At 49.6% G+C, this 12,679-nt stretch carries 14 protein-coding genes; 12 read left to right on the forward strand and 2 right to left on the reverse strand.

Translation table 11 applies throughout. The features are described from left to right. Positions 1-11: 11 nt before the first annotated feature. A complete protein-coding gene (gene fghA / locus HRU73_RS04795; RefSeq protein ID WP_287399667.1) occupies positions 12-878 on the forward strand; it encodes an S-formylglutathione hydrolase in 867 nt (288 codons plus the stop codon). A 153-nt stretch (positions 879-1,031) separates the two neighbouring features. Here fghA and HRU73_RS04800 read toward each other — a convergent pair whose 3' ends face one another. Further along, positions 1,032-2,207: a type III PLP-dependent enzyme gene (locus tag HRU73_RS04800; protein ID WP_011111520.1), complete on the reverse strand. Its 1,176-nt coding sequence runs from the start codon at positions 2,205-2,207 to the stop codon at positions 1,032-1,034. A gap of 85 nt (positions 2,208-2,292) precedes the next feature. On the opposite strand from HRU73_RS04800, the gene HRU73_RS04805 reads away from it, so the two are divergent. The 3 genes from HRU73_RS04805 (at position 2,293) to rimO (ending at position 4,651) form a co-directional block, all read left to right on the forward strand. After that, positions 2,293-2,712: a hypothetical protein gene (locus HRU73_RS04805; RefSeq protein WP_287399669.1), complete on the forward strand. Its 420-nt coding sequence runs from the start codon at positions 2,293-2,295 to the stop codon at positions 2,710-2,712. A gap of 57 nt (positions 2,713-2,769) precedes the next feature. Continuing rightward, positions 2,770-3,036, forward strand: coding sequence for a PepSY domain-containing protein (locus HRU73_RS04810; protein WP_011111521.1), 267 nt, complete (start codon positions 2,770-2,772; stop codon positions 3,034-3,036). Between the two features lie 271 nt (positions 3,037-3,307). Further along, entirely contained in the window at positions 3,308-4,651 is a 1,344-nt protein-coding gene (rimO, locus tag HRU73_RS04815; RefSeq protein WP_287399670.1) for a 30S ribosomal protein S12 methylthiotransferase RimO, read from the forward strand. Between the two features lie 142 nt (positions 4,652-4,793). Here rimO and HRU73_RS04820 read toward each other — a convergent pair whose 3' ends face one another. After that, complete coding sequence (locus HRU73_RS04820) at positions 4,794-5,633, reverse strand: PEP-CTERM sorting domain-containing protein (protein ID WP_287399671.1); 840 nt, start codon at positions 5,631-5,633, stop codon at positions 4,794-4,796. 219 nt (positions 5,634-5,852) lie between these two features. On the opposite strand from HRU73_RS04820, the gene HRU73_RS04825 reads away from it, so the two are divergent. From HRU73_RS04825 to HRU73_RS04860, 8 genes are all read left to right on the forward strand, one after another. Continuing rightward, positions 5,853-6,194 (forward strand): BolA family protein, encoded by a 342-nt coding sequence (locus HRU73_RS04825; RefSeq protein WP_011111524.1) that lies wholly within the window; start codon positions 5,853-5,855, stop codon positions 6,192-6,194. Between the two features lie 52 nt (positions 6,195-6,246). Further along, entirely contained in the window at positions 6,247-6,876 is a 630-nt protein-coding gene (locus HRU73_RS04830) for a LemA family protein (protein ID WP_287399673.1), read from the forward strand. 44 nt (positions 6,877-6,920) lie between these two features. Further along, positions 6,921-7,763 (forward strand): TPM domain-containing protein, encoded by an 843-nt coding sequence (locus tag HRU73_RS04835; protein WP_276677787.1) that lies wholly within the window; start codon positions 6,921-6,923, stop codon positions 7,761-7,763. A 12-nt stretch (positions 7,764-7,775) separates the two neighbouring features. After that, a complete protein-coding gene (locus tag HRU73_RS04840; protein WP_287399674.1) occupies positions 7,776-8,276 on the forward strand; it encodes a TPM domain-containing protein in 501 nt (166 codons plus the stop codon). A gap of 234 nt (positions 8,277-8,510) precedes the next feature. Further along, positions 8,511-9,086, forward strand: a complete 576-nt coding sequence (locus HRU73_RS04845) for an RNA polymerase sigma factor (RefSeq protein WP_287400033.1) — start codon at positions 8,511-8,513, stop codon at positions 9,084-9,086. Continuing rightward, the gene (locus HRU73_RS04850; protein WP_287399675.1) at positions 9,083-9,775 is read left to right on the forward strand and encodes a DUF3619 family protein; all 693 of its coding nucleotides are present in this window, start codon (positions 9,083-9,085) and stop codon (positions 9,773-9,775) included. Before HRU73_RS04845 ends, HRU73_RS04850 begins: the two co-directional genes overlap by 4 nt. 114 nt (positions 9,776-9,889) lie before the next feature. Next, positions 9,890-12,187: a cyanophycin metabolism-associated ABC transporter gene (locus tag HRU73_RS04855; protein WP_287399676.1), complete on the forward strand. Its 2,298-nt coding sequence runs from the start codon at positions 9,890-9,892 to the stop codon at positions 12,185-12,187. Beyond that, entirely contained in the window at positions 12,184-12,651 is a 468-nt protein-coding gene (locus HRU73_RS04860) for a cyanophycin metabolism-associated DUF1854 family protein (RefSeq protein WP_276817676.1), read from the forward strand. The genes HRU73_RS04855 and HRU73_RS04860 overlap by 4 nt, the downstream gene beginning before the upstream one ends. The last annotated feature ends 28 nt before the right edge of the window (positions 12,652-12,679 follow it).

Here is a 12,679-nt window from a genome sequence, read left to right on the forward strand (position 1 = left end):
CGAACGGTGATATGACTGTCAAACTGGAAACCCGGAACCAGCATCGCTGTTTTGATGGCGTTCAGAGCTACTATCAGCATCATTCGGAAATTATCGGCCTGCCGATGCGCTTTTCAGTGTATGAACCGCCACAGGTCCAAGAAGCTGGAGGACAGCGACTCCCGGTATTGTTCTTCCTCGCCGGACTGACTTGTACAGAAGAGACTTTCATGATCAAGGCCGGTGCCCAACGTTACGCTGCTGAATTGGGTCTGATACTGGTCAGCATGGATACCAGTCCGCGCAATACCGGTATCCTGGGGGAAGCGGATGACTGGGAATTCGGAACGGGAGCAGGATTCTATCTTGATGCGACAGAATCGCCCTGGTCCAGATATTTTCACATGGAGAGCTATGTAACGAGGGAATTGTATGACATTATCCTGGACCGATTTCCGGTTGACCCTGAACGTGTTGGAATTTTCGGCCATTCCATGGGAGGACATGGCGCGTTGACACTGGCACTGCGCCACCCCGGACATTATCGGTCAGTTTCGGCGTTTGCACCGATCGCAGCACCGACTCAATGTCTCTGGGGACAGAAAGCATTCAGCCGGTATCTGGGAGAATCTCCTGCAAACTGGCGTAAACATGATGCTACCGCACTGATTGAATCAGGCTGCCGATTACCGATCCCGCTGATCGATCAGGGGTTGAACGATCCATTTCTGAAGGATCAGCTGCACCCCGGCTATTTTGAAGCGGCTTGTCAGCAAGCCGGGCAGTCTGTCATCCTGCGCCGCCATGCCGGGTATGATCACAGCTATTTCTTTATCAGTACTTTCATTGAAGATCATCTGCGACACCACTACACCTGGCTGACATCAAATGACCAGTGATACAAAATGTGTGGAAACGATCAAGGCAAAACGACTGGATAGGCTCTCGTCCGACAAAACCAGCTAAAACGGTCATTCTGGGTTGATCAGAAATGGCGGCAGATCAGTATGAGAATTGCCGCCATTTCCACAGTAATGGCATTTTCCGGGTGATCAAATTACAACGACATCCGGTAACGGAAAGCCATTGAAGTTACTTGCATAGGAAGTTGTGTAAGCCCCTGCGTTGGGAATAAAGATGAAATCGTTTTCCTGGATATCTTCAGGCAGCATTTCATCGTGCATGAGGACGTCTACAGAATCACAGGTAGGGCCGGCAACCGACCAGGGAATCAAAGAGCCGTTACGCTGTGTCAGAATCTCGTAACGCAGTCCTTCGCTCACTTCGATGATGCCGCCGAATATTCCGGCATCCCAGTACATCCAGCGTTTACCGTTACGCGTGGCTGTACCGACCACACGGCATACAAAACAGGCTGAATCAGAGACCAGATAACGTCCGGGTTCAGCCATGACGTGAATATCTTCCGGCAAGTCGGCGATAGCCTCGTTGATGACTTCTGCGATAACCTCGATAGAAGGAATCGGCTTGACGTGTCGTACCGGATACCCCCCTCCCAGATTCAGCAGACGTGGCTTGAGACCGGCTTCGCGCATGCTGGCAAACACAGTCTGGGCACGCTCGATTCCTACCCGCCAGTTCTGTGGATTGCGACACTGAGAACCCACATGAAAAGTAACACCCGCCAAATCAGCTTTCAGTCTGACCGCTTCATCGATGATCTCACTCACATCGACCAGATGAGTTCCGAATTTTCCTGCCAGCGGCCAGTCACTCCCGATATTGGGAGTATCGATACGCAAATACAGTTTAGCATCCGGTTTGATACTGACGATCTTGCGCAACTCCTCGATGCTGTCCAGCACATACCATTCCACGCCTTTCGCAGCCGCGTACTCGATATAGGCACGTGATTTCATCGGGTTGCTGTAAAAGATTTCGGCAGCCGGGACACCCAGGCTCATCAAAAGATCGAGCTCGGCGATTGAAGCAATCTCGAAACCCACACCTTCCTCGATCAGTGTTTTCAATACACGTGGATCTGGATTGGCTTTGGCTGCGTAATGCGGGCGCACGCGCGGCATGGATGTCTTGAATCGTCGGGCTTTGTTGCGAATGATATTGCTGTCGATCAGCAGGAAGGGTTTCTGGTAACCCTGTTTCAACCTGGCTTCCACCAGGGAAAGATCAATGCTGACTTCAGGATGTGTATCGAAAACGATACTGGTTTCTGTTTGCTGTTGTACTGCGGCGAATGATTTTTTCATGAGAGCTTCTCCTGGAAATTGCTACGTTTCGGGGATATGAACTTGAACCCAGTCAGTCTGAATAAACAGGTTTATTTTGCTTCTCATGATGACCTCCTTATGGGCTGCAGAAATTTCTAAAGGGACGCATTATATGCTTGATTTTTCCAGAATCAAGTATTTTTTAAAATTATTTTTATCAAAAAAATATATTAATAATCATGGCATTAGAATCCATAAATCAGATATGGTTCTGCGCATATCGCATCAAACGCATACTGACTTTTTAACTGGCAGCTTTAACTGGAAAAAAAGTCATATATCGACCTGTTTGATGCGCAATTTTCTCTGCCATCATGGCAGGAAAAAATCTGAATCTGATGCAGACATTTCAATCACAGATCTGTATCTATTCCTCTGCTATGACCTTGATCCATCCGGAAATAGTCGTATGAGAACATCTTGCGATACTTCCTGCCTGAATGAATCATTTGCATCTGAAACAGGTGCAGGAGTAATATCCTGAATAGTCAGCTCTACAGAAGAACTGACATCTATACAGATCAACCAGAAGGAGATGATCATGAAGAAAATTGGTAGTGCTACCGTTTTCGCTGCAGTCATGCTGCTTTTTTCGTTCAATAATGCATTTGCTGATAGTGAAGGGTTGCCGGCGGATCGTGTCATTACTGCGATTCAAACTGCGGTCGCTGCAAATCCGGGGCTCATTCACGAAGTTGAAGTCGATCAAGAGCATGGAAAATTGATCGTTGAGATAAAAATCATCGATGCCAAAGGTCAAAAAACCAAAGTAAAGATCGATCCGGAAAAAAATGAGGTAATACGGTAACGTTATCCACCGGTAGTTCGGCAAGTCGAACAGAAAATTTCACTCCACGTCACTTGCCGAGCTATCTGCGTTACTTCTCCCCTGTAAAAATCCCTCAAATAGGAATGCTCCGTGTCTGTTGACGCTTCTACTGGCAATCATTCAATAATCCCTGCGTAATTGAATGGGTGGAAACCTTGTGTAATGGATTTCCTGCTGGCACCATATCGCCTGTTTATCCGACGCCTGATAATCGGGCGGTGGATCATCATTACTTCATACGGGAATTTGCATGACATCTGCTTCATCCGCAACAATACAACCGCCCAGAATTCCACGTGTCGGCTTTGTTTCACTGGGTTGCCCCAAAGCCACCGTGGATTCCGAACGAATCCTGACCTGCCTGCGGGCTGAGGGCTATCTGATTTCACCCAGTTACGCCGATGCCGATCTGGTCGTCGTCAATACCTGCGGTTTTATCGACAGTGCCGTGGCCGAGTCACTGGAAACGATCGGTGAAGCGCTAACGGAAAATGGCAAGGTAATCGTGACCGGTTGTCTGGGCGCAAAAGAAGATGTGATCCGGCAGGCACATCCCAGCGTACTGGCGGTGACCGGCCCTCAGGCAACCGAAGAAGTGATGCAAGCCATCCATCGTCATCTGCCCAAGCCACATGATCCCTATCTCGATTTAGTACCGCCCCAGGGAATCAAGCTGACGCCGAAACACTATGCCTATCTCAAAATTTCCGAGGGCTGCAATCACCGCTGCACGTTCTGTATCATCCCCAGCATGCGCGGTGATCTGGTCAGCCGTCCGGTGGGAAATGTGTTACAGGAAGCACAAAATCTGGTGGATGCCGGCGTCAGGGAACTGCTGATCATTTCCCAGGATACCAGTGCCTATGGTGTCGATATCAAATACCGGACCGGTTTCTGGCAAGGCAGACCCATCCGCTCTCGCATCACTGAACTGGCACGTGCACTGGGAGAACTGGGGATCTGGATACGCCTGCATTATGTCTATCCCTATCCGCATGTCGACGAGCTGATTCCACTGATGGCCGAAGGCAAGCTCCTGCCTTATCTGGATATCCCTTTTCAACATGCCAATGAACGCATCCTTAAGCTGATGAAACGCCCTGCCAACAGTGAGAATGTACTGGCACGCATCCGTCAGTGGCGCGATATCTGTCCGGATATCGCATTACGCAGCACCTTCATCGTCGGTTTTCCGGGTGAAACCGAGCAAGAATTCGAAGAACTATTGGCTTTTCTGGAAGAAGCACAGCTCGACCGGGTAGGAGCATTTGCTTATTCACCCGTCAAAGGTGCGGCCGCCAATGCACTACCTGATCCGGTTCCTCCTGAAATACAACAGGAACGCCTAGCCAGATTCATGCAACACCAGGAGGAAATTAGCAAACAACGTCTGGCTGCGAAAAAGGGGCAGCAATTCAGGGTGCTGGTGGATACCGTAGATGAAAACGGTGCAATTGCCAGAAGCTATGCCGATGCGCCGGAAATTGATGGTGTTGTTTACATCAATGATGCCTCAACCCTCAAGCCCGGTGACTGGGCGGATGTGCGCGTTATCGATACCGACATCCACGATATGTGGGCAAAAAAAATCTGAAACCGGAACCGGCTTCAGATTCATCCTGTTACTTGCAGTTACCATAACAAACCGGGGCAACTTCAGGAAAAATCATGTGCGGGCAGACACACAACCCGCACATGGAATCTCCTGTTAAAACATCAGCAATGATGACCTGAGCTTAAGCAAGAGAAGCAAATTGTGTTCCGCTGCGGCGGCGAGTGCTGAAGAAGATCATACCCAATCCAGCTGATAGCAGCAGCAATGTACCGGGTTCACTGATCTCTTTAGGGTTCTGAGGATCTTCAAGCTTGTGAATCCAGGTTAACAATCCCTGACTAGGTACTCCCTGTGCATCAGTACCTGGCACAAGAGAATAAAAATCCCATTTGTCACTTCTGTAGTCATCGGCAACATCAGCTTCGTCCAATGCAGCTAGCCAAGTATTGGCCGTGGTCCTTGCCCCACCAAAACTATCCGCGGTAAAGTTTCCATCAGTTAAAGCAAATGGATTAGTTGTCTCCTGCAGAACTTCCCAGACAGCCAGTTGCAATGCGACATCGTTACCAGTATTGCTACCACCACCGCCATTACCTGCATAGTTGTCAAACAGCCAATTGATACGAGCGAAGGCTGGATCATTTGGGATAGTCGTACTACCATTCGCTGGTTGAAGCGTATACGTAAGCAGACCTGGTTTCAGTGTGTTGACAATATCAATGCAAAAAGCACCAAATATGTCATTAGTATTCCAAAGGGAATTCGTACTACTATTGACTTTAAACTCGAATTGACCAGCGTTAACACCTGAATATCCAGTAATCGCTCCAGTTCCGTGCGTACCAATCCAGCCATCACCGGCACGCGTTATCGTAATCGTATCCGCCCAGCTTGCCGAAGCAAACGAGAGCGAAGCTACAGCTGCCGCCAGAATAGTGGCCTTTCTGATATTCGACCCCATTTTTTTATTCAAAAATGTTTGCATTGCATTCTCCTTGTTAAATTTATTTTTGCGTGACACCCGATACCTCCGAATATCCCTATTCCCTATTAAGCACGAACCATGCCATATAAAAATACAATTTATAAACAACAGGATATGAAATTTTTCTATATATTGATTTGCTGAATGTAAAACAACCTGACAGTTTTACGGCGAGTTGAACCTGTTCTTCAGAAAAAAATCTCAATGGAAGCCATTAATTTATTTACAACGATACAATTGGAGATCGCAGTAAAAATGACAACGATGAAGAACCGGATCGAGAACAGCCTGCAATCATTGCAGCCACAGTTTCTGGAAGTAATCAACGAAAGCTATCGACACGCTGTACCGGAGGGATCTGAATCTCATTTCAAGGTGACGATCGTTTCCGACGCATTTGATGGCAAAACGCTCGTGGCGCGTCATCGGCTGGTCAATACCACGTTGACACAAGAAATCATCCGTTCGATTCATGCACTGGCGCTGCATACACTGACACCTGCAGAGTGGCAGGCTCGCAATGAAACAGCACGCGAATCCCCGCCTTGTCTGGGTGGCTCGATCGCAGAAAAACGGGCCGGAGCCGGAAAGAAATGATTTTCTATAAACAAATGTATTGATTGTTTCAGGAAAAATCGGAGAAAGGACTATGCGTAAACTGTTAAATTTTCTGACGAATTTTCTGGCACCTGCCTCTCTACTGGTTTTAGTATCGATGCTGGGGGGCTGTGGTTATAACACGTTGCAGTCTACCGATGAGCAGGTTCAGTCGAGCTGGTCGGAAGTGCTCAACCAGTATCAGCGCCGGGCAGATCTGATTCCGAATCTGGTCAATACCGTCAAAGGTTTTGCTGCCCAGGAAAAAGAGGTGCTGCTGGGTGTGACCGAAGCTCGTTCCAGAGTTGGCAGTATTCAGGTATCGCCGGAGCTTATCGATGATCCCGAAGCTTTTGCCCGGTTTCAGAATGCTCAGGGCGAGCTGACCGGTGCGTTGTCGCGACTGCTGGCCATCGCGGAAAACTATCCTCAGCTCAAATCAGATGCAAACTTCCGCGATTTGCAGGCACAGCTGGAGGGGACAGAAAACCGCATTGCGGTCGCTCGCAATCGTTATATCAAGGCTGTTCAGGAATACAACGTGACGGTGCGTTCGTTTCCGGGCAATCTCACTGCAATGATGTTCGGGTTCAAAGTAAAACCCAACTTCACGGTGGAAAATGAAAAAGCGCTCTCCACTCCACCAGCAGTCGATTTCGGGGCGCCTGCCACTGCACAATGATCGATACCTCCCGGTATTTTCGCCAAATCATGCGGTATCCGGTCATGATCCGCTGCATCAATCTACTATCCTTGGTACTGCTGCTCGCCTTGGCCAACGGTGCACTGGCCGAAATCGCCGTACCATCGCTCAAATCACATGTCACTGACCTGACGGAAACACTCTCCAGTATGGAAATTTCCCGGCTGGAACAGCAGCTGACCGATTTCGAAGCAAAAAAAGGCAGTCAGATCGCCTTATTGATTATCCCGACCACGCAACCCGAAACCATCGAGCAATATTCGATACGGGTAGCCGAGGTGTGGAAACTCGGCCGCAAAGGTATCGATGATGGCGTATTGCTGCTGGTTGCCAAGAATGACAGAACCCTGCGCATCGAAACGGGTTATGGACTTGAAGGTGTTCTGCCGGATGCTCTCGCCCGGCGCATCATCGATGAAATCATCGTGCCAAAATTCAGGCAGGGTCATTTTTTTGGTGGATTACAGGCCGGAGTCGAACAGATCATCAGCATCATCGAAGGTGAAACCCTGCCAGAATCTGAACCGGCTGGTGGAGCGAGTCTGGCGGTAGAAAACATCATCCCCTTTCTGTTCATTGCACTGGTATTGGGGAGAACGCTTCAATCCATGTTCGGAAGAATGGCAGGCGCCACGATCACGGGTTCGATTGCAGGTGCTCTCACCTGGCTGATTTCATCCTCGATCGCGGTTGCTTTGCTCATTGCCATTGCGATATTCGTTATCAGCCTGTTTGAACAAACCGGGAGAATCATACATCGAGGTGGGCCCGGATACAGAAACTGGCCTGGAGGAGGTTTCTCCGGTGGCGGATTCCGTGGGGGTGGAGGTGGTTTCGGGGGCGGTGGTGCTTCAGGAAGATGGTAACCAGGGAAAAATATGGATCCCGTGCGTATTCTTCGACACCTCATCACAGGCCAGTCAGCTATAAAACAGGCATTTCCACCTGCCACGCTGACGGTAATCGAACAGGCCATTGCACATTCTGAAACTCTGCACGGAGGTGAAATCGTCTTTGCGGTAGAAGCCTCACTCGATCTGCCTCTGTTACTGCAAAACCAGATTATTCGTGAACGGGCTATCGATGTCTTTTCCCTGCTGCGGGTATGGGATACTGAACATAACAATGGTGTGCTGATTTATCTGCTGATGGCAGATCATGATGTAGAAATCGTAGCGGATCGGGGTATTCACACTAAAGTCGATCAGGCCATCTGGGAAACGGCATGCGGTACCATGAAAACTGCCTTTAGACACGGGCAATTCGAACAAGGTGTTCTTGCCGGAATCGATCTGTCAACTCAGGTTTTGCAGCAATTTTTTCCAGCCAGCACTGATAAAAGAAAAAGTGAACTCCCCGACAAACCAGTGGTATTGTGATCAAGTCCGATCAGCCAGATCTGCGAAATTGAAAACAATATGAATCAGTCTTGATATGGCTGTTTCACCACCGGTAAAGCTATAATACCGCCGCTGCTCCTGCCCGCACTGGATGAAAGCTCACCGCAATGTAAAAAATCACGTGAAGAATCCACGTAAAAAATGAACGCTATCGGGTAGCAGCGCTACTGAAAATGATTCATAAGCATATTACCAATCTCAAGGTGGATCATTCTGGCTACTCGGCAAGAACTTTCTGATTTCCTGAGCGAAATCGAGCTGCGTGCGTACAAGCAAGCATTATTCGCCGTGCAGGATGAGCATGCCGCACTGGATATCGTACAGGACTCAATGATGAAGCTGGTCGAGAAATACCCGCACAAACCACTCACCGAGCTTCCTCTCCTGTTTCAGCGAATTCTGCAAAATACCATTCGTGATTTTTACCGGCGGCAGAAATCCCGTTCACTCTGGGTGACCTTGTTCTCATCGTTCATGCCTGATTCGAATGAAAAAGAAACCGGATATTCGGATATCCCCGAATCACTACCGGTGGCACAGGATTTTGGTTATAAAAACAATCCCGGTACTGCGGCAGAACAATCCGAGCTCATCGAACTGATCAGCAAGGCACTGGAAACTTTACCGCCACGTCAACGGGAAGCCTTTCTGCTGCGTTACTGGGAAGAGATGGATGTAGCCGAGACAGCGAAAATCATGGATTGCTCGGAGGGAAGCGTAAAGACACATTGTTCCCGTGCCGCACATACACTCGCTGCTCTGCTGGAAAGTAAAGGAGTCAAACGATGAACGAAGAGGAAGAAACGGGAAGGACCATAGCAAGGCTGTTGGATCGCAGTCTGAACGACGTTACTCCGGGCACCCTGTACCGTCTGCAGGCAGCGCGCAGAGCTGCTCTGGAACATTACCAGCCGGCAGAAAAAGTGCTTCATGCAGGTGTTGGAATTTCAGCCCAGAGCGGATATCACTGGCTTTCTGCACATGCCGGCAGATTGCTGCTGACAGCAAGCCTGCTGCTTTTTCTCGCAATCCACAGTTATTGGCAAATGAATAACAGGGTCGATGACACCATACTCACTCCGGTCATTCTTACCAATGATCCACCGATTGGGTCGCAAGAAATCGAGGATACTGCCAATGGCTATGAAGCAGCCGATGAAGATACTGTTGAAGAAACGGATTCCCGTGAGGATACTGATCATGGTAATTATGGCGGTGAAGCCGATACTTCAGAAACTGAAAGTAGTACTAATGGCACAGCAGATTCCGATGACGTCACCCGTTCCTTTGATTCCACTGAGATTCAGGATACTGAAAATACAGCTGAAGCCCCCTATACAACCAATTATGATCAGGATCCAGTGACTGAAGAGGATACCGGTGTTACCAGCGGTGATCATTTGCAAAACTCCGAAGACACCATTGATTCCTACGATACGGAAAATACTCAGGATTCAACCGCCACAATCGATGAATGATGCATTTCTGCAGTAACTTATCGGGGAAAATGACCGGATCCGATCCGGTCATTTTCTTCAAACGGTAGCAACAACCGTTTCCGCATTACGCCAAATTATCTTTTTTTGTGATCAATGCAATCCAACATCAGCGATCTGCCCCATACGGTTCCCCCTGATTTTCCGTCACACTGGCAAACATGGATCGGCCCCATACTCAATGAGCATGAGCAGATTCATGCCTGGCTGGAAACCGATCTCGACGGTCAGTTGAATTTTTCATCAGGGTTGGTCGTCATTACGACACACCGGATTTTCTCCAGAATGGCAAACGATGAAAACTGGCAGGTATGGCCTTGTCGGCAGGATATGAAACTGACTTATCAGGATCATGCCGGCGTTTGCAGTATCGAATTGTCTGATACCCATGCGCGGCTTGCCTGCTGGCATTGCACGCTGGGCAGGCATCAGGCGGTGGATCAACTGATTACTCATTTTTCCCGGCTGATTACCGCACATGACGCCGCGACAGAACTGACCGGAAGCAACGTTGCGGATAATGAATCAGCTTCAGCAGAAGGTGGCGAAAGCTCCCCTGCCAGCGATCAGGAAGCAACTGCCACTCCACCCTCCACCTGGACGCTGTTCCGACTCTGGCGTTTCGCCAGGCCATACAAATGGCAGTTGCTCACCGGTTTCATACTGATGCTGGGCAGCACCGCAGCCGCACTGGTGCCGCCCTATCTGACCATGCCGCTCATGGATAATGTGCTGATTCCGTATCAGAACGGTCATCCAATCGATGTCGATCTGGTGACGTTCTATCTGTCCGGTCTGCTGGCAGCAGCCATCCTGGCATGGATACTGGGCTGGTTACGCACCTATACACTGGCCAGGGTATCAGAGCGTATCGGCGCAGATCTGCGAACGACGACCTATGAGCACCTGCTCAGTCTTTCACAAGCCTATTTCGGCGGCAAGCGTACCGGCGATCTGATGGCGCGCATCGGCGCGGAAACTGACCGGATCAACCTGTTTCTTTCGCTCAATCTGCTCGATTTTGCCACGGATGTGCTCATGATCACCCTGACCGTCATCATCCTGGTGTCGATCAATCCATGGCTGGCACTCATCACCCTGCTCCCTCTGCCGATCATTGCCTGGCTGATTCATCTGGTTCGCGACCGGTTGCGCGTCGGTTTTGAAAAAACCAACCGGGTCTGGGCTGAAGTCAACAACGTTCTGGCAGATACCCTGCCCGGCATCCGTGTCGTCAAGGCATTTGCGCAGGAAGAAAGGGAAATCGAGCGCTTTTGTACAGTCAACCAGCGCAATGTGGAAATCAATGATCGCGTCAACAAAGTCTGGGCACTGTTCACTCCCACAGTAACGTTGCTGACAGAATGCGGTCTGCTGGTCGTCTGGATTTTCGGTATCTGGCAGGTATCACAGGACCACATCACCGTTGGTGTACTGACTGCTTTTCTGGCCTACATCGGTCGCTTTTATCTGCGACTGGATTCGATGAGCCGGATCGTCTCGGCCACACAAAAGGCAGCCGCTGGAACCAAACGGATCTTCGATATTCTCGATCACGTTTCCAGCGTTCCCGAACCGGTAAAACCTGTTCATCTGCCGGTGATGAAAGGCCATATCGAGCTGCGTAACGTCAGTTTCCGTTACGGGACACGCCGGGTTATCCAGAATCTTGATTTCACGATCGAGCCCGGTGAGATGATCGGACTGGTCGGACACAGTGGTTCAGGCAAAAGCACGCTCATCAACCTGATCTGCCGTTTTTATGATGTCACCGATGGTTCCATTCTGATCGACGGCGTCGATATCCGTGCGCTTCCTATCGCGGAGTATCGAAAACATATCGGGCTGGTACTGCAGGAACCCTTCCTTTTCTTCGGTACCATTGCCGAGAATATCGCCTATGGCAAACCTGGTGCCTCCCGCAAGGAAATCATCGCAGCAGCACGTGCTGCCCATGCTCATGAATTTATTCTGCGCCTGCCTTACGGTTATGATTCCCTGGTGGGAGAACGCGGACAGGTATTGTCAGGTGGAGAAAGACAGCGTATTTCCATCGCCCGGGCATTGCTGATCGACCCGCGCATCCTGATACTGGATGAAGCCACTTCGTCAGTCGATACTCAAACCGAGCAGGAAATCCAGGGAGCACTCGATAATCTTGTTTCCGGCCGAACGACCATTGCAATTGCCCATCGCCTCTCAACCTTGCAGGAGGCAAGCCGGCTGGTCGTACTGGATCACGGCAGAATCGTGGAAACGGGAAACCATGAAGAATTGATGGCTCGCCAGGGACATTATTACCAGCTTTATCAATCCCAATCGCGCAGCAGTGATGATGAAAACCGGCCTGATACATCCGAAAAAATAATGGATATCCGAGGAAACCGTGTATGAATCTGTCTGACTGCAAACTGAGCCGAAATGCCTTCGGCAAACTGGTCGTCACGACAAAGGATCAGATCCATGAAGGTGTAGTGCCTGTGCGCGCATTCCCGATCACGGCCATCAATGAAGGTATCGCACTGGTCGATGGCCACGGCCATGAAGTGACCTGGATAGACAGCCTGGCTGAATTACCCGAAACAGAACGTATTCTGATCGAACAGGAACTCGCCAGCCGTGAATTCATGCCCGAGATAAAGTGTATCGACAGAGTTTCGAGTTTCGCCACACCCAGCACCTGGCAGGTACAGACGGATCGGGGAGAAACCTGCTTTATCCTCAAGGGAGAGGAAGATATCCGTCGTCTGTCACTGGCTACCCTGCTGATTACTGACAGTTACGGCATCCATTTTCTGATTCGCGACCGATCAATGCTGGATCGCCACAGCAATAAGCTGCTGGATCGTTTTTTGTGAAATGAGACAAAAGCAACATTTAAGACTT

This window comes from Nitrosomonas sp. H1_AOB3 (assembly GCF_015709435.1).
In the GTDB taxonomy this organism is placed as follows: Bacteria; Pseudomonadota; Gammaproteobacteria; order Burkholderiales; family Nitrosomonadaceae; genus Nitrosomonas; species Nitrosomonas europaea.